At 47.1% G+C, this 17728-nt stretch carries 14 protein-coding genes; 4 read left to right on the forward strand and 10 right to left on the reverse strand.

Annotated elements, in window-relative coordinates; genetic code table 11:
- Positions 1-123 precede the first annotated feature (123 nt).
- Positions 124-1506 carry an MFS transporter gene (locus tag NE536_RS10060; RefSeq protein ID WP_261272606.1) on the forward strand — a complete coding sequence of 461 codons (1383 nt, stop codon included), beginning with the start codon at positions 124-126 and terminating at the stop codon, positions 1504-1506.
- A 214-nt stretch (positions 1507-1720) separates the two neighbouring features.
- On the opposite strand, the gene crr is transcribed toward NE536_RS10060, so the two are convergent.
- The 5 genes from crr to NE536_RS10085 form a co-directional block, all read right to left on the reverse strand.
- The gene (gene crr / locus NE536_RS10065) at positions 1721-2230 is read right to left on the reverse strand and encodes a PTS glucose transporter subunit IIA (RefSeq protein ID WP_106650635.1); all 510 of its coding nucleotides are present in this window, start codon (positions 2228-2230) and stop codon (positions 1721-1723) included.
- A gap of 71 nt (positions 2231-2301) precedes the next feature.
- Entirely contained in the window at positions 2302-4005 is a 1704-nt protein-coding gene (gene ptsP, locus NE536_RS10070) for a phosphoenolpyruvate--protein phosphotransferase (RefSeq protein WP_261272607.1), read from the reverse strand.
- 203 nt (positions 4006-4208) lie between these two features.
- Entirely contained in the window at positions 4209-4466 is a 258-nt protein-coding gene (locus NE536_RS10075; RefSeq protein WP_006081819.1) for an HPr family phosphocarrier protein, read from the reverse strand.
- Between the two features lie 28 nt (positions 4467-4494).
- Positions 4495-4890, reverse strand: coding sequence for an ACT domain-containing protein (locus tag NE536_RS10080; protein ID WP_259529887.1), 396 nt, complete (start codon positions 4888-4890; stop codon positions 4495-4497).
- 195 nt (positions 4891-5085) lie between these two features.
- The gene (locus NE536_RS10085; RefSeq protein ID WP_220775843.1) at positions 5086-6723 is read right to left on the reverse strand and encodes a methyl-accepting chemotaxis protein; all 1638 of its coding nucleotides are present in this window, start codon (positions 6721-6723) and stop codon (positions 5086-5088) included.
- Between the two features lie 357 nt (positions 6724-7080).
- Here NE536_RS10085 and NE536_RS10090 point away from each other — a divergent pair, with 357 nt between their 5' ends.
- Positions 7081-7809 (forward strand): DUF3334 family protein, encoded by a 729-nt coding sequence (locus NE536_RS10090; protein WP_131524467.1) that lies wholly within the window; start codon positions 7081-7083, stop codon positions 7807-7809.
- 104 nt (positions 7810-7913) lie between these two features.
- Positions 7914-8969, forward strand: coding sequence for a LacI family DNA-binding transcriptional regulator (locus NE536_RS10095; RefSeq protein ID WP_220590354.1), 1056 nt, complete (start codon positions 7914-7916; stop codon positions 8967-8969).
- A 122-nt stretch (positions 8970-9091) separates the two neighbouring features.
- Here the strand turns inward: NE536_RS10095 and NE536_RS10100 are convergent, their stop codons facing one another.
- Positions 9092-9718 carry a 3'-5' exonuclease gene (locus NE536_RS10100; protein ID WP_261272608.1) on the reverse strand — a complete coding sequence of 209 codons (627 nt, stop codon included), beginning with the start codon at positions 9716-9718 and terminating at the stop codon, positions 9092-9094.
- 219 nt (positions 9719-9937) lie between these two features.
- Here NE536_RS10100 and NE536_RS10105 point away from each other — a divergent pair, with 219 nt between their 5' ends.
- A complete protein-coding gene (locus NE536_RS10105; protein ID WP_261272631.1) occupies positions 9938-11095 on the forward strand; it encodes a ribosomal protein uL16 3-hydroxylase in 1158 nt (385 codons plus the stop codon).
- Between the two features lie 182 nt (positions 11096-11277).
- On the opposite strand, the gene umuC is transcribed toward NE536_RS10105, so the two are convergent.
- The 4 genes from umuC to NE536_RS10125 all read right to left on the reverse strand — a co-directional run bounded on the left by umuC (position 11278) and on the right by NE536_RS10125 (position 17555).
- Positions 11278-12552, reverse strand: a complete 1275-nt coding sequence (gene umuC / locus NE536_RS10110; RefSeq protein ID WP_261272609.1) for a translesion error-prone DNA polymerase V subunit UmuC — start codon at positions 12550-12552, stop codon at positions 11278-11280.
- Complete coding sequence (gene umuD / locus NE536_RS10115) at positions 12549-12968, reverse strand: translesion error-prone DNA polymerase V autoproteolytic subunit (protein ID WP_063883498.1); 420 nt, start codon at positions 12966-12968, stop codon at positions 12549-12551. The genes umuC and umuD overlap by 4 nt, the downstream gene beginning before the upstream one ends.
- Before the next feature lie 196 nt (positions 12969-13164).
- Complete coding sequence (locus tag NE536_RS10120; RefSeq protein WP_261272610.1) at positions 13165-15741, reverse strand: glycoside hydrolase family 15 protein; 2577 nt, start codon at positions 15739-15741, stop codon at positions 13165-13167.
- Positions 15742-15899: 158 nt separating this feature from the next.
- Positions 15900-17555, reverse strand: coding sequence for an MFS transporter (locus NE536_RS10125; RefSeq protein ID WP_261272611.1), 1656 nt, complete (start codon positions 17553-17555; stop codon positions 15900-15902).
- Between the last annotated feature and the right edge of the window lie 173 nt (positions 17556-17728).

Genomic DNA, 17728 nt, shown 5'->3' on the forward strand with positions numbered 1-17728 from the left:
TTGCCTTGCTTTGGCTTGGCTTTTTAACACTTGTTTAACTTAAGTGCCTTGTATATATTGTTTTTTCATTAAAATCAGTTCGATATCTGGCGTTGACTCTAGCGCGACTTTTAAAGGATTAAAATGCACAGCGATGTTTCTTTGCAGCGATTTAAGCAATTTCCGCGCTTGATGTGGATATTTTTGTTTGGGTCGTTTATCACCCGTGGCAGTTATTACATGGTATGGCCATTTTTAGCTGTTATTTTATATGAGAAATTTGCGCTAAGTGCCACAGAGGTCGGCATGGTCTTGTCCAGCGCCGCGATTATTTCGGTATTTACCAGTTTTGTTGGTAGCTCATTATCCGACAGGATTGGTCGTCATAAGCTGATGTACCTGACGGGTATCCTCTATATCATTTCGTTTTCATTATTGGCTGAAGCCAATTCTGTCGAAGGGTATGTGGTTGTGATGACATTGTGCTCTATGGCCACTTCACTGTGGCGACCGCTGACATCGGCGGCTATTGGCGACATTATTGCCGATCCTAAAACACGCGAATTGGCGATGCAGTCACTGTATTTCATCGTCAACGTAGGCTGCGCCGTTGGCCCTATGCTGGGGGTATGGCTTGGTCTTACGGGCAAGCAGTCCAGTTTTTACCTTACCGCAGTGGCCTTTGCCGTGCTGTTAGCCTTGTTATATTGGGGATTTAACCATCAAACCCGTCAGGATGCGGCTTTGGCGGCTGGCGCCTCATCGAATGACAATTTAAGTGGCGGTACGAGTGGCACTGAAAGTGATGGTGCAAGTGGCTGTGTAAATGGCATAACAAGTGATGGTGTTAATCGTGGCGTGAATGGCTTATTGAGTGATACTGAGACGAGCACGAAAAAAGCGGCAGTCGTGAGCCGTAAGCAAATTATCGCCATTCTATTGCAAGATAAACTGCTGCAATGTTTAATTTTTGCCAATATTTTGTGTATGTTCATTTATGCCCAAATGGACAGTTCGTTGATCCAATATCTTACTCGCGCAGGTGCGCCTGATTTGCTGACGTTAATTTCTGGCATGATTTTCACCAATGCTATGGTGATTATCTCCACCCAATTTTTGCTATTGAAACTCATGGCCCGTTTTCCGCTCGTCAAACGGATTCAAATCGGATTGCTATTACTGATCGGCTCACAAATCTGGCTGGCATTTAATCCGCTGGATCTATTTTGGGGCTGGATTGGTGCGATTGTGGTGATGAGCGTCGCCGAGACGATTTTGTTTCCTACTATGAATGTGCATATCGACCGCTTAGCCCCTGATCATCTTCGCGGCGCCTACTTTGGGGCTGCCTCATTCTATGATTTAGGCTTTGCCCTCGCGCCCCTTGGTGGCGGCATAATATTGGATCATTTTGGCGGTCAGAGGCTGTTTTTGACGGGCGCGGCACTCTCGGTATTAGTGATTTATCTGTACAGTATTTTAGATAAATTGCCGCGACCTGATTTTGCCATGTTCAAAGTAGATTAGTTTACTAGAGTCATGTAGCCGTTATTTGCAAGTAACATGATGCTTAGCGTGAGAACGGCCGAAATAGATTCTCCTAAGTCTGTGTATCGGTACAGCTTGGCGAATGCAATACCGTTTTAGGCTCGGTTTTCAAAAACGTAAAAGGCTGGCTCATGATGGTGAGTCAGCCTTTTATTATTCAACAAACAACCGATAGATGATGCAATATTTTAAATTAGATCTGCACTGTAAAAATCACGTCTTTACCTGCGGTAACACTGCCTTGGGCCTTGTCTAGGTATTTGACGTCTTCCATGTTTGCCAAAACGACAGGGGTGAGTAGGCTGTCTACTTGATCTTTAAGATAATCAATGTCGAATGACAAAATTGGATCGCCGACTTTCACTTCTTGACCTTCCTGGGCTAAACGTTTAAACCCTTTGCCTCTCAGCTCGACTGTACCTACACCAAAGTGAACAAATAGCTCTAAACCTTGGGGAGACTCAATGCTGAAGGCATGATTTGTCTCAAAAATTTTACCTATGGTGCCGTCGATAGGCGCCAGAATTAATTCGCCTTTGGGGGCGATAGCGATGCCATCACCGACAATCTTTTCAGCAAAAACCACGTCGGGGACTTTTTCAATGGCGACAATATCCCCGGAAACGGGGGCATATACCATGATACCGCCAGCTAATTGAGTCTGGCCCGATACCAAGCGCCTTATTCGGCTTAAAAATCCCATAATCTAGAGCCTCTTTTGCTTGTTTTTGTCATTGTTTTTGTTCTGTAATGCAGCATAACGAATAAATGTCTCTATTTATAGCTTGTTATACACTGCTGTAAGCTTGCAATTCTATCTTGTTGTAATGCTGTGTGCGCTAATGCCGAAAATTGTGTGATGCTGCCTTGGCAAATGGCGGCCTTGACTTCTAACAGTGAACTTAAGTTAACACTGAGTTCGTCCAGCCCCATGCCGATTAACAGCGGTGCAATTTGTGGTGAACTGGCCAGTTCACCGCACAGCGACACTTTCACATTGGCCGCTTTTGCTTGGACTATTGTCATGTTAATTAAGGCTAAAATGGCAGGCGAAAGGCTCGGATAGTCGCGGGTAAGCTGCGGGTTGGTCCTATCGGCTGCCATTGCATATTGGGTTAAATCATTGGTGCCAATGCTGACAAAGTCGAGTCGTGGCAGCATAGCATTGAGGTTAAATACCGCTGCGGGGGTTTCGACAACGATACCGTAGCTGAGTTCACCGTAGCCTTTCTCTTCTTCTTCCAGGGCATCTTGGCACTGGGCAATCAGTGCAAACACTTCATCCAATTCTTCGACTTGATTAACCATAGGGAACATCAAGCGGATCGGACCGTGGTTTGCTGCACGCAAAATAGCCCTCAATTGGGTTTTAAATAAGTCGGGGTGTGCCAAGGTGTAGCGAATGCCGCGCAGCCCTAAGGCGGGATTATCTTCTATTTCTTGGCACAGGCAAGGCAGTTCTTTGTCGGCACCGATATCTAAGGTGCGGATGGTAAAGGTTTTACCGCCCAGAGCGTGCAATGCATCGCAATATAAGCTGTATTGGGCTTTCTCATCGGGCAGGGTGCTGACGTTCATCAGCATAAATTCAGTGCGAAACAAACCTATACCATCGGCGCCAACATCGCTGACATGGGTGATGTCGTTGAGATTACCCACGTTGGCCATCAGCCCCACGGTATGGCCATCTTGGGTTTGCGCTGGGCCATCTTTGTAAGTTTGCAGTGCCGCCCGTCTTGCCTGTTCGTGGTGAAAGGTGACAGTGAGTCTTGCCTGTTGATCAGGATTGGGATTAACGCAAAGCTCACCATTGAGCGCATCGAGTACTAAGGGCGTGCCATTGGGGATAGAATCGGCATCAAACTGGCAACTTAGGATGGCAGGAATACCGGCTGCTCGGGCTAAAATCGCCGTATGACTGGTTAAACCGCCAGTTTTGAGCACAATACCGCAGAGGTTTTCCCTTGGCAGCAAGGCAAATTCAGCGGGGGTTAAATCCTGCGCCAACAAGATAGTGGGTCTGTCGAGTTTGTCGAGTCCTTGGCCTAAATGGCCGTTGATCGCCGCGACAACGCGTTGGCCTAAACAGCGAACATCTTGGGCTCGATTGGCTAAATAGGGATCTTCTAGGGATTGTAACTCGTTGGCTTGATGGGCAAATATACGTTCAACCGCCACACTTGCCGACAATTGTAAGGTACGAATCGCATCATTTACTTGCTCGATTAACTCATCGTCTTCCAATAATAATAAATCGGCTTCGATCAGCTGATAATTTTCGGAGTCGCTATCGAGTGTGGCTAGGCTGTGGGTCAGTTGTGCCTGCAACTCTTGCAAGGCTTTGGCAAACTTGCCCTGTTGTTGGGGAATTTTCGACAGGGGAATAGGGCGATAATCGAGGTGGTGTTCGGTGTGAATAAGGTGAAGAGCCTGACCAAAGGCAATTCCCGATGACACTATAATCCCCGTTATTGACATATCCCTTCCTAAATTAACCACTGAACTGAGTGTCCGTTAGCGATAGCGAGTCTAGTTGAGTGACGCTAAGCTTGTAAAGCGTTGGCATGTAAACTATTGGCACGAACAGAATCCGTTTCAACTTATCCCTCGTTGGTAAGCTCTACATGTAAGCACTTAGATATTGGTGCGCTAATCAGTGCACTAGTAAATAGGATAAAGGCCTAGCTTAGCGTGATCAGCAGCTCGGAGACTTTCTCAACCGCGGCTTGTGCCTGTTCACCTTCGGCAAACACTCTTACCGTGACGCCAGAATATAGCCCTAAAGTTTGTAGCTTAAACAGACTCTTAGCGCTGGCTTGCTTACCATTACATTCGACCATGACATCGCAGTCAAAGGTTTTGGCTTCTTTAACCAGTAAAGCTGCAGGGCGGGTGTGAATCCCATGTTTGGCGGTAATGGTGACAGATTTTTCGTACATAGTGGATGAGCTCATATTTAAAGGGGTATTACACTTCGTCTTTCGATTCTATGATGTGGTAGCCCTGTTTTTTCAAGGCAGCGACGGCACTTTTGAGGCGATTCTTTTTCACTAAAATGTAGTCAGTATCAAAGGTGGAAATTGCAAAAATACTGATTTGTTCGTCCGCTAAGGTGCCAGACACTTTAGATAAAATGCCTGTCATCGAGAATCCGAGTGGCCCGAGCACTTCAAAACAACACCAGCCCGGTTCTTGTTCTAGGCTGTCGAGTTTCACTTCACTGGAAATAACTAAAGATAAACCTTCTTGGGTTTTTCCAATGAAATACATGTCCTGTACAAAAACCTCACTGGGCAATACGGCATTCGGGCTAAAGCTATGAATAGTGTACTGTTCAGGGTGAACGGCTAAGGTCATTCGCATGGCAGTGTCTCGGTTGGATTTTTAAGGCTAAAGCATACCGCATATCACACGTTAGCGTGACAGAGAATTTGAGGTTAATGGGACTTTTTCATTAGTATTCATCGTTGCTGAGATAGTCGTAACTTGGGTTACTGGAAATGTGATCAAAGAAAAGGGCGCCCTATGCGCCCCCTGTTGGTAAGTCATACAGCCAAGTTAGATTTTAAACTGGCCTAAGGTGCGGGACATGTCTTGGCTAATGTCTTGCAGTGACTGAGCTGCATGGCTATTACTTTCGTTAGCTTTGACTGAGACTTCGGTTAATTCTGAAATATTACAAATATTTCGATTAATTTCTTCGGTCACCAGTGATTGCTCTTCAGTGGCGCTGGCTAATTGGGTGTTCATGTCACTGATATGGGCAATCAATTGCAGAATCGCCGCCATGGCTTTACCCGCTTCGTGGGCTTGGGCTTGCAGCTCATCGGATTGCAGCTGAGTTTGATTGTTGCTCTTCATTACTGAGCCGACACCAGATTGGATCTCGCTAATGATTTTTTGGATCTCATTGGTCGAGTCTTGGGTGCGAGTGGCGAGGGCGCGGACTTCATCGGCAACTACAGCAAAACCGCGGCCGTGGGTCCCAGCTCGCGCAGCTTCAATGGCGGCATTAAGGGCGAGCAAGTTTGTCTGCTCAGCAATACTGCGGATCACATCGAGAATGCTACCGATTTGCTGTGAGGCGACGCCTAGCTTTTGGGTAATAACTTCAGAGGCTTTTAATTCTGCTACCAGCTTTTCAGTATTGCTGACCGTGTTGTCAATCACCACTTGGCTTTGCTGCGCTTGTTCTTTTACGCTGTTCGCCGCATCGGCCGCTTGCTGGGTGTTGCTCGCCATTTCATGGGTGGTCGACAGCATTTGATTGACGGCGGTGGCAACGCTGCCCGTTTCTCTGTGGATATGCTCAGCACTTTGATTGGACTCTTCAACTGCAATCATGAGTTGTTTTGCGTCTGTGTCTAACGCTTGGCCTAAGGGCTGTAAATGGCCGACCATGTCGCCAATTTTTTGTGCAAACATATTAAAGGCGCGGGCAAGGTGGGCAATTTCATCTTTACCTTGGGCATTAATCCGCTGACTTAAGTCGCCTTCGCCTTGGGCAATATCTTCAAGGGCATCAATAGCATCATTCAATGGCGAGGTGATGGAATGATTAAGCACAAGGAAGAAGGCAAAAATCGGCACTGAAATCAAAAACATGATAATCAGATAGTCGATAATGACTGACTTTAAGCTCGCTTTGACATCGCTGAGATAAGCACCTGTCATCACTGTCCAGCCCCATTGTGGGTAGTAACGGGCTTCGGCAAGCTTGTCTTCTATCGCACGGGTCATAGGATCGGCGATAGGGTATTCGAGGGTGGTTTTCGATTTAGCCCGCGCTAAAGGCAGCATAGTGGCCAATGGATTAGTGCCATTGGGTAATTTAAACGTTAATGCTGAGGTGCCAACAAGACTTGCATTGTCACCGTGGGCGAGGATTTGATTATTATCATCAATAACAATGAAATAGCCTGAGCCAGAATAGCGAGTCTGATTGATTAACTCCGCAGCAGCTTTCTTGGCGTCTTCTTCGCTGTATTTACCTTTGAGTGCATCCTGACGATGTACATCTATCACGCTTAACATGCTGGCGAGTTGACCGTCTATTTGTAGCCATTTCTGCTCAATTAAATTGCTGTACTGTTCTTTAATCGAAAAACTGGCAAAACACACAGTCCCTATCGCGGCCATAAGAAGCATCATCATTAAGCGTTGCAATATGGTAAATCGGCGCAAAAACGTGATCATTTAGGTTTCTCAAAGGCTAATAATTGTTGCTTAATATACCTGCGAATCAATCTCAATTGAATCGTCTGTGACATAAATTCAGCAAAAGCCGTTATAAAATATGAGTTTCTTTGATCTGAAGCAGGGAATCATGATAGGGAATTTTAATCTGTTGCATTATGGGGCATGTTCTTATTAAGTTATTCCGTTTTTTAAGTTCTTGCACCTTGAAGGTTTTATCTGACCTATTAAATATCAATAAGTTAGCATTATGTTAACTTTACGGCCTTGCTAAATTAGGCTAATCAATTGTTTTAATTTTGATTTTTTACACTTTTACGCGCAAGATTAATGCATTATTCAGTTTGAGAATCGATTATGACCACAAATACTATCGTAACGTCGGATGATATTTTACTGAAGTTATGTCACTCAGTCGCCCACGTGCTCTCTAGCACCAGTGCCAGTAATGTTACCCACGCGGGTATGGTTCAAAGTATCGCGCGCACGCGTCTAAAACCTGATCTCGGTTGTTTCTCGATTTTTGATGGCGGTTTTTCAGGCCTAGTGGTGATCAACTTTTCCGCCTCTGCGGCGATTGAAATCTACCGTCGCTACATGCTGAACATGGGGATGCCTGAATCTGAATTAGCGTTTTCGCACACGTCAGATGAAGTGGGTAACGTGATGGGTGAGTTGATGAACCAAATCTTAGGGGATTTTATTAATAAAATTTCAAAAGAATTACAAACGTCAATCAGCCAAAGTCAACCCAAAATGTTGACGATTAATAAAGAGTTAACTATTTCAATCGATGCTAACTTAGATGATGCTGTGGCCCGTAGAGTGTCGTTTAGAACTGAAAACAATCATATTTTTTACCTCGAATTTGCCATGGATAAAACCGAATTTATCCGTTTAGATGAATTTGTCTACGATGAAGAGTTCGACCCCGATAGTCTGTTAGAGCAGCACAGTTCGATTGGGGGAAATAACGACTCAAATTCGAATGTTTCGCCTTGGGTTAAGATGGCCGATAAACCCGCTATTGCGACTCGTGCCATTGATAATGAAGCCGATGATTTGCTCGATCAGCTCGGCATTTAAGCAGAGTCTCCAATGTAAGACGGATGTTAACGCATTCGTCTATACAAGTTAGTGGAACTGTTTTAGTATCGACGCAAAATAATAATTAAGGTTATATCCTCTTTATGGCATCGAAAGCGACCTCGATTGATATTGCTTATCGTGCTGGCGTATCCCAGTCAACGGTTTCCCGTGCCCTTAGAAACAGCCCGTTAGTCAATTTAGAAACTCGCCAACGTATTCAAGCTATTGCTAAAGAGCTGAATTACAAGGTCGATAAAAACGCCAGTAATCTTCGCACCCAAAATAGCCATACCTTAGCGCTGCTATTGTGTGAAGACCCTACTAATGATGACTCGTTAATCAATCCTTTTTTCCTGTCTATGCTGGGCTCCATCACTCGAGCAACAGCGCAGCAGGGTTATGATTTACTCGTTTCTTTTCAGCAATTATCCAACGATTGGCACGCCGATTATGAAGACAGTAATAAAGCCGATGGCATTATTCTGCTCGGTTACGGCGACTATATGGATTACGAGCAAAAGCTAGAACGACTATTAGCGCAGAATACCCATTTTGTGATTTGGGGCGCCGAGCATAACAACAAGTCTGTGCTATCGATAGGCTGTGATAATCATCAAGGCGGCTTGATCGCGACAGAGCACTTAATTTCCCTTGGCCGCAAAGCGTTTGCCTTTTTAGGCGATGCTTCGAGCCACAGTCCTGAGTTTAGGGACAGATATTTAGGTCATGTAAAGGCGCTGCAAACGGCGAATATTCCCGTTGATCGGACTAAGCAAGTGTCGGCCATCAGCACAGAAAGTTCTGGCTACGATGCCGCTATGGTGTTGATTGCCCAAGGCGCTAAGTTTGATGCGATATTTGCGGCCAGCGATTTGATTGCCATCGGCGCGATTCGGGCGCTGAAAGAAAAGGGCATTTCAGTTCCAGAGCAAGTGGCCGTCGTGGGATATGACGATATTCCGGTGGCGAGTTTTGCCAATCCGCCATTAACGACCATTAAGCAGAACACCCAATTAGCCGGAGAAATCTTAGTCGACAGTGTACTCAAACTTATCCGCGGACAAGAGGTGAGTGCGCAGCTTATTCCGACAACCTTAGTGGTTCGCAGCTCCTGCGGCATTGATAGCGCGCCGCTTAAGCCGCTATCGCTAGCATAATATTTTTGTCGGCAACCGATTGAATCGTTAATTTTACCTGTTGAAACTAAGCTGATGGAACAAAGCCGATAATCCTAGGATATATCGGCTTTTTACTGTCAATTAGCGGCGTTGTTTTTAGATCACTTGCCTGCGTATTGACGCAAAAATTTTGGTACGTCTGCTTTGGTTTTCTTAGCGATTTTTTGCAGTAACTCGAAGGTGGGGGCATTGACGCCGAACTCTTGTTGAAGGTCTGCCAGCATCGCTAGCCACAAATGGCCGGTCATTTCGGCATCGGCTAAGGCGCGGTGAAAAGTGCCATCGGTCGGCAATTGTTTATAGCGTACTAAAGTCCCTAACTGATGATTGGGTGCCGCTTGATACAAACGTCTCGCCACCAGCAAGGAACAGCCAAATTGTCCAAGATAACGATGGCGAATTTGGGCAAACTCCGCATCTAAAAAGCGCTGATCGAACGCCGCATTGTGGGCAACTAAATTATGATCGGCGATAAAGTCCGCAAAACGCGCCATCACTTCATTGCAGGGCGCCGCGTCCCTGAGCATTTGATTGCTGATCCCAGTGTAGTCTTCAATAAAGCGACTTATTCTAAATCCTGGGTTCATTAACTCAGAAAATCTTTGGGTGATCACACCGTTTTCAATTAGCACAGCTCCGATTTCAATCGCGCGGTCCCCTTGATTGGGCGATAGCCCCGTGGTTTCAAAGTCGAGCACGACCAAAGTGTTAGCTGCTGTTGTAGGCATAGATCTTACATGGACTCAATAAATGATGTGTCAGCATTAGCGCTGTTTGTGGCGAAATGCTTTTTGATAAGCCGATTGTAATTCAATACGTTAGTAAATTCACTATCACATTGGCGCTGACGAAAGACTTAATGCTTTGTTGATCCGGTCGAGCTTTCTTGGTTTCGCTTCCTGTTAGCATTTGCTGCTATGAATAACAGTTTGGTTTGTGAGCAATCCATGCAACTCGATATTAACGGCTTAACGCCCGTGCAATTTTTAGCAGAATATTGGCAGAAAAAACCCTTGGTGATCCGCCAAGGATTCAAACATTTTCAAGATTTAGTCTCGCCCGAAGAATTAGCGGGCTTAGCCATGGATGAGCTGGTGGAATCTCGGCGGGTGTACCAACAAGCTGGCCAATGGCAGGCGGAATTTGGCCCCTTCGATTCCTACGATCATCTCGGAGAACGGGATTGGACTCTGATCGTGCAAGCCTTGAATAACTGGGTGCCCGATGCGGAAGCCTTGATCCAATGCTTTGATTTTATTCCGCGCTGGCGTTTAGATGATGTGATGGTGAGTTTTGCGACGCCAGGTGGTGGCGTGGGGCCGCATATCGATCTGTATGATGTGTTTATTTGCCAAGGTTCGGGACGTCGCCGTTGGCGCGTGGGCGATCTGGGGCCGCACAAAGAGTTTGCCGCCCATCCCGCTTTGCTGCACACCGAAGCCTTTGACCCGATTATCGATACTGAGTTGTTGCCCGGCGACATCCTTTATATTCCCCCCGGATTCCCCCATGACGGCATAACCTTAGAACAGTCGTTAAGTTTTTCAGTAGGTTATCGCACAGCTTCCGCCAAAGATATGATAAGTGCTTTGGCCGATCATTTGTCTGAACAGGATTTAGGCGCACAGCAGATTAAAGATCCAGACCGCGAGCTGACCACCCGCAGTGGTTGTGTCGATAATGGCGATTTAGCGCGGTTACGCACCCAACTGACCAATATGCTGACCGATGAACTGGTGAGCGAGTTTTCGGGCCGCTATTTAACTCAGTCAAAGTGCGCCTTAGATTTACCCGATGAGCCATTGGACATCACGCAAGACGAAGTGCTCGCTTGGCTCGATGAGCAGCCGCTTATTCGCCTCGGCGGGCTGCGCTGTTTGTATTTTGATATCAATGTGGCACAGGGTGTTGTCTATATTAATGGTGATAAGTATCAGCTTTCAGCCGAATTGGCCGCAGTGATCCCATTACTATGTGATAGTAATCAGTTGGATAAAGCAGTCTTAGCTCCTTGGTTAGCCCATGCTGATTTGCTCACGCAACTTACCGAATGGGTGAATCTAGGCTACTGGTACTTTGAAGATCTCAGCGATGAGGAGTGTTAAGGCGGAATGAGTTATAGCTTGATGGGTGTTAATAGCGCTTTAGCGTTAACGCCCGACGGGGCTTAGCGCTATATATTTTTTAGATCTAGATGGGTTTTAGTGCTATATGGATTTTAGAGTTAGTGTAGAGTTAGGTGGGGTCTGTAATTCGCAGATGGTCATTTAGCCATTGGATCTGTTGATTATTTCACTATGGGCAATTGTGCCCATTGGGTGGTGTAGCGAGGGGAAAGCTGCTCACGCTTCATTCCCCATGTGGGATCAATACCTTGTCCTGCAAACCAAATTTTTCCATGACCGCTGTGGTTCACTTTATCGAGTAACTGCATCAGCTCCTTGCTTTTAGGCCTAGGCGTGACGTCATCGAATAATCCGAGCTGAAACACGCCTGCACCAAAAAAATCCCCTAACATGACACCAGCCTTTGCATAGGCATGACCTTCACGCCAAATGCGTTGCAGTAGGCTTTGGCCAAGGGTGACAAAATCCCGCGTATCATTGCTGGGGCGAACTAAACTGCCCGACAGCGATTTGCTGTACTGGGGAGTTGCATCGCTAAAAGGGCTAGTATGCACAAATACCGACATCGCTTTAGCGCACTGGCGCTCGGAGCGCAGTTTTTCACAGGCCCTAAAAGTGTATTCATTGATTGCCTGTTGCATCGCTTCTAAATTATCAATACGGCTGCCAAAGGATCGGGAGCTGATAATTTGTTGCTTAGTGGCGGCGACCTCTTGTATGTCATCACAGGCAATGCCGTTAAGTTCGCGTACCGTGCGCTCAACGGTGACAGAAAAGGTGTCGCGGATAAGCTTTGGATGCGCATCCGCCAATTGCAACGCGGTATTTATACCCATGATGTTCAAGCGTTTTGTAAGCCTACGGCCTATTCCCCAGACTTCGTCGACAGGGATAAGCGCCATCAGCCGTCGTTGGCGTTCACGGTCGCGCAAGTCAACCACGCCCCGCGTCGCGGGATAGCGTTTCGCGGCATGGTTTGCCAGTTTAGCCAGGGTTTTTGTCGGTCCAATGCCGACGCAAACGCTGATCCCAATCCACTGCGGTATTCGGTGATAAATATTAAGTGCAAGCTGATGAATATCAGTGCATTTATCGAGACGAGAAAGATCTAAAAACGCTTCATCAATACTATACACTTCTACTTTCGGTACCATTTGTTCTAAGGTGGTCATGACTCTATTTGATATGTCGGCATAGAGTGCATAGTTGGAGGAGAATACCGCAACGTGATGCTGGCGGAGTTGGTTTGCGATTTGATACACAGGCACCGCCATCTTGATGCCAAGTTGTTTTGCCTCTGCCGAGCGGGCGACGACGCAGCCATCGTTGTTGGATAACACTACAATCGGCCTGCCAGCTAAATCTGGCCTAAACATCCGCTCACAGGATGCATAAAAATTATTGCAATCGACGAGTGCGAATAGTGAGGGCGTCATTTGAGCTTTTTCACCACGTTGGTTACCACCCCAAAGATGTTTAACTCAGACTCATCATTGATGGCAATCGGGGAGAATAAGGCATTACGTGGCAGTAATTGCACTACAGGGCGCAGTTGCAATTGCTTTACGGTAAACTCGCCGTTGACTGCTGCGACAACGGTATCCCCGTGGGCCGGCTGTAATGAGCGATCCACCACTAAAATATCACCGGAGAAAATCCCCGCGTCGATCATCGAATCCCCTTGGACTTTGACAAAAAACGTGGCGGCTGGGTGCTTGATGCATAACTCATTGAGATCTAATGTTTGTTCTACATAGTCTTGGGCAGGTGACGGAAATCCTGCGGCAATCAAGGAGCTAAATAGCGAGAGCCGATATTGGGTATGTTTGGCGAAGCGGCCTAGGATCATCATAATAAATCACAATATACTGTACGTATGAACAGTATAGTCTAACAATGATACTTATCGAAATAATTTATGTGGGGAGAGTAGGAGCTAAATCAAGCATTATAAAACCCCTATAAAAAAGCTAGAACAACTTATGAGAGGTTGTTCTAGCCAGCGATATACCGAATTTGTAGTTCGACTAATATGTTATTTCAATACATTATTTCAATGCCGCTGGGACGATAGGGTAGTTATCCCAGACTTGGCCGTCGGTCATCGATCGCACCAGTTTGATGTATTCGGCATGGGTCCAAGCGAGCGGCGTGGCCGAGTTAGTGCCTTGTCCGAGTTGGTAATGGTAGCGGGTGGCATCGCCGACACCGTCCCAGGCTTGCTCGGGTAACATCATGCCCGCATTCGCAAAGGTTTCCATGCCCTGCACATAGGTGTTGATCAACTGCTGCTTGGTTTGCTGGGCGTTATTGCCTGTTAGCTCGCCTTTTGCTTGGGCGAGTGCTAATTCAAAATGACCGCGCTCACCGGTGAAGAAGGGCCAGACTCGGCCACGTTGATCGGCGCTGTTGCTGCCCGATTCCGCATAGTTATGGCCAGAAACCGTATCCTCACCGTAGCCATCGTTGCCATAACGTCTAAAGCCTGGGATTTTGCTGCCATCTTTGGCGCTAAACTCATATTTAAGGCGTAGGTTGTGCTCAAGCTCAGTATTATCAATCAGTTGAAGACTTTGATTGATCAGCTTATCAGTTGCACCGCGCACGCCATAACGTACTAGTTCTAAAAATCCGCCATCGAGGATCTGACGCTGATCTAAACCTTGCTTACCGTTATTCGCTGCCAGTATATCGCTAGTATTTGGCTCGCCATTCGGGCTTAAACGTAAATAGTAAGGCGCGCTGACGCCTGCGCTGTTTTTTAGTAGTCCTTGGGTGGTGACTAAGTGTTTTTCTAAGCTATCATTTAAACCTTTTGCGGCGGCAAGATAACGGCTGCTGGAGTCGATATCCTTGGCTTCTTTGGCTATTTCACTCGCGGCTACAAGACCTGCGATCACGGCAGCCGTTGTCGAGGGGGAGTAACCCGCCTGTTCTTCCCAACGTTCTTGCTGGGTTTTGGGCGGGGTGATTTGGGTGTGATTCCAATCCAGATTAACCTCACCGCCGCTGATCAAAAAGTCCGCTGCACCTTTGAGCATCTCTCGATACCAGTAACCGATCTCATCAGGGCTGAGCACGCCCGCTTGCCAGAGTTTCCAGCCGAGCATGATAGGCATGGCAGTTTGATCGAGCTGCACGCCAACCCATTCAATTTGGCCATCCACATGGGTCTTTTGCAGGAACCAACCCGGCGTACCCGTAAAGCCGGGCGTCTTTTCGGTCACTTGCACTTTTTTCAGGTATTCGAAGGCCACCTTGGGCGTTTGCGTGTCACCCATGGCGAGGAATGCCATGGCGCATTGATAAAAGTCGCGCGGCCATACCGCCTTATAGCCAGTACTCGGCACGGCTGCCGAAACCGTATCGCCCCAAGGGTTAGAAAGTGAAGCGATAAGTGCGCCCGCATAGGTTTTATCTTCCTGCGCTTTCAAGACCATAGCACTGGTATACAGCAGCTTACCGCTATCTGTGGTGTTGTTGGCCATGTTAGCGATGGCGGGCAGTGAGCTTAAGTAATCATGCCAGCCGACATGGGTGGCGTCGCCTTTGTAGGCGCTGAGCACTGCATCATAACCTGCGGCCAAGGTGGCATCGGCATTGGCTAAACTCTGTGCTTCATCTTTACCAAAACCGATGGCGAGATTAAAAGTGACGGGTTTGGCTTTGATGAGCGTAGGGTAACTCGCAGTAAAGGCGATATTGCCAACGGTCGATTTATCTTGCGCACTTGTCGTTTGATAGGGCTTATCGAGTGTGCCGTTATCGGCCAAATCGGCTAGGCCATCAGAGACGCCGACAAAGCCTGTCGTTGCCTGCACAAAATTGAGATCGGATTTCACCGTCATCACGCTGCTGTCTTTGGCGGCGGTATAGGCCACCAGCGCCTGATTACTAGCATGAGTGTTGGCATGATTGTCAGTATGAGTATCGATGCGGCCGATATCATTGGCGCCTGCGTTATCGATATGCGGATTGACATACAAATGCGGCGTAATGCCGTCTTCAAAGGCGGTAAAGGTGACGCGCATCATTAGGGTGTCGCGGTCAGGATCGGTAAAGATATGCTTTTCAATCTGATACTTACCTTCAATATCTTTATTGATAATTTTATAGGCAAGGGATTGTGGGCGACCATTAGCATCGGTATCTAAATATTCTATGCTGCTGATGGTGTTATCTTTTTCTGTATCGACAAAGCCATTTCCCGTGATCACAAATTGCAGTTCTTTGAGCTGCGCATTATGGATCAGACCATACATGGTTTCGGTTAAAATACCTTGGGCGAGGGAGAACCAGACGCGGCTAATGGGATTTTGCTTGGCATCTTGGTATTGACCTTGGGTGTAAGGCTCGTACGACGTTCCAATACCGGTTTTACCCGAAAATGCCCAAGTCGGCGCTTTACCCGGTGCGCCGGGAGCAACCTGCTGCACATTTGATGCGGCATTGCCACTCATGCTCGGTGTTGCTGAATTCGATGTGGGTGAACAGGCTGTGAATCCTATTGTCCCTAATAGACTTGCGGCGACGGCAAGCGCTAGGCGGCTGCGCCTTGTTAACGTTTGTGCGTGACGGGTTTGGCTAGTGTGCAGATCCTGCTGCGGCGTAGGACTCGATTCCATCTCGTTCTCCCCAAATAATGGTTATATTTTTATAGTGATTGAATTGATATAAAAGCTTCATGCTGCGGTGAATCGCCAATGGGGCGAGTTCACCGCGCTTCACATATTGGATGTATATCAGCTAACTGTTGGCCACATTTTGTGCTTAGTGATGTTTATCAATTAACTTTGTTTACGGCTTTTGCGCTTAAGGGCGTGTTGCCATTCAGGCCAGCACTTTGCTCATTTTGAACCACAATTTCTTGCTCAACAAAAAGCACGGCAATACCAGCGCACATCATCAAGACGCCTCCCGTGATCAGTGCATAAATAGGTTGACCATCGAACAAACCATTGAGTATTAAACCCAGCACACTGGCGGCAAGAAGCTGCGGGATCACGATGAAGAAGTTAAAAATCCCCATGTAAACGCCCATTTTCTGCGGGGGTAACATGCCCGACAACATGGCGTAGGGCACAGATAAAATGGACGCCCACGCGATACCGACACCTATCATCGGCAGCCATAACAGGCTTGGGTCTTTAATAAAAAAGAAACTAATCAAGCCTATACCGCCACAGAACATATTGACTGTGTGGGTTAGCTTGATGCCGATACGCTTAGCCAGCATAGGAATAAAAATCGCGGCAATGGCGGCAAAGCCATTGTAGGAGGCGAACAGCACGCCGACCCAATCTGCGCCGTCGTTGTAGGCCTTAGACAACACATCGCTGCTGCCAAAATGGTAGGACGTCACGGCAGACGTGGTGTAAATCCACATGGCAAACAGTGCAAACCAAGAGAAAAACTGCACAATCGCCAGTTGATGCATGGCTTTGGGCATATGGAATAAGTCATCGACCACGCTAAATACCATGCCGAGCTTATGGCGTTCAGCGGGTTGCGAATTGCCTAAACGCAGCGCGCAATACAGTTGCAATGGACCAAAGGCGAAAATCCCTAAGCTTAAGATATACAGTTGCTTGTCTAGATCCTGCGCCCAAATAGCGAAGGTGAGCAGGGCGCCGAGCCCCATCCACACGAAGGACGCAAATTGATAATCCTTGCGGGTACGAGTGCGAGCTAAGGTTTCATCCTCAGCATCGACTTGTTTAGCGTTAAAGGCGGCTAACTCTTCGGGGGAATATTCTCTTGTCGATACGACAGTCCAAGTGACCGCGAGCAATAATACTGCGCCACCGAAATAGAAGGCATAACGCACTGAGTCGGCAATTTCACCCGCTGGTGCAGTATTCGCGACAGCAAAAAAGTGAGTCAAAATATAGGGTAAGGCCGAAGCGACCACAGCGCCAATACCGATGAAAAAGCTTTGCATGGCATAGCCTTGGGTACGCTGGCTTTTCGGTAAATTGTCACCAACGAAAGCGCGAAACGGCTCCATGGCGATGTTGATCGAGGCATCCATTATCCACAACATGCCCGCGGCAATCCACAGGGTAGGCGAGTGCGGCATGATAAAAATGGCGAGAGTGGTAAAAATCGCACCAATCAAAAAATAAGGGCGGCGGCGGCCAAGGCGTCCCCAAGTTTTATCGCTTAAATAACCAATAATAGGTTGAACCAACAAACCCGTCAGCGGCGCGGCAATCCACAGAATGGGGATTTCATCGATAGAGGCGCCTAAGGTTTGGAAAATGCGGCTAACGTTGGCATTTTGCAGGGCAAAACCAAATTGAATGCCTAAAAAGCCGAAGCACATATTAAAAATTTGCCAGAAATTCAGTTCAGGTTGTTGCTTGAATGAATGCGGCGCCTGAGGCACGACAGCTTGATGGCTATCTTGTTGATTCGCCTGTTGATGATTCGAAGACATTGAACTTCCTTTCTGTTGCCGGCAGTATGTCTGCCTTGAGTGCTTATTGTTTTAATTGTTTTGCCGAGCAATGGATGGTTTCGCACATATTATGAATGCGTCTGCTCTGTGAAAAAATGGCGAATATACCTCTCCCTCAGAAGCATATTCGCCGATAAATTCATTTCACATTT

The organism is Shewanella septentrionalis, from assembly GCF_025370265.1.
Classification (GTDB): Bacteria; Pseudomonadota; Gammaproteobacteria; order Enterobacterales; family Shewanellaceae; genus Shewanella; species Shewanella hafniensis.

Coding starts and splice junctions, on each gene's coding strand:
- NE536_RS10060 (WP_261272606.1), top strand. CDS start 124: ATGCACAGCGATGTTTCTTTGCAGCGATTTAAGCAATTTCCGCGCTTG.
- crr (WP_106650635.1), bottom strand. CDS start 2,230: ATGGGATTTTTAAGCCGAATAAGGCGCTTGGTATCGGGCCAGACTCAA.
- ptsP (WP_261272607.1), bottom strand. CDS start 4,005: ATGTCAATAACGGGGATTATAGTGTCATCGGGAATTGCCTTTGGTCAG.
- NE536_RS10075 (WP_006081819.1), bottom strand. CDS start 4,466: ATGTACGAAAAATCTGTCACCATTACCGCCAAACATGGGATTCACACC.
- NE536_RS10080 (WP_259529887.1), bottom strand. CDS start 4,890: ATGCGAATGACCTTAGCCGTTCACCCTGAACAGTACACTATTCATAGC.
- NE536_RS10085 (WP_220775843.1), bottom strand. CDS start 6,723: ATGATCACGTTTTTGCGCCGATTTACCATATTGCAACGCTTAATGATG.
- NE536_RS10090 (WP_131524467.1), top strand. CDS start 7,081: ATGACCACAAATACTATCGTAACGTCGGATGATATTTTACTGAAGTTA.
- NE536_RS10095 (WP_220590354.1), top strand. CDS start 7,914: ATGGCATCGAAAGCGACCTCGATTGATATTGCTTATCGTGCTGGCGTA.
- NE536_RS10100 (WP_261272608.1), bottom strand. CDS start 9,718: ATGCCTACAACAGCAGCTAACACTTTGGTCGTGCTCGACTTTGAAACC.
- NE536_RS10105 (WP_261272631.1), top strand. CDS start 9,938: ATGCAACTCGATATTAACGGCTTAACGCCCGTGCAATTTTTAGCAGAA.
- umuC (WP_261272609.1), bottom strand. CDS start 12,552: ATGACGCCCTCACTATTCGCACTCGTCGATTGCAATAATTTTTATGCA.
- umuD (WP_063883498.1), bottom strand. CDS start 12,968: ATGATGATCCTAGGCCGCTTCGCCAAACATACCCAATATCGGCTCTCG.
- NE536_RS10120 (WP_261272610.1), bottom strand. CDS start 15,741: ATGGAATCGAGTCCTACGCCGCAGCAGGATCTGCACACTAGCCAAACC.
- NE536_RS10125 (WP_261272611.1), bottom strand. CDS start 17,555: ATGTCTTCGAATCATCAACAGGCGAATCAACAAGATAGCCATCAAGCT.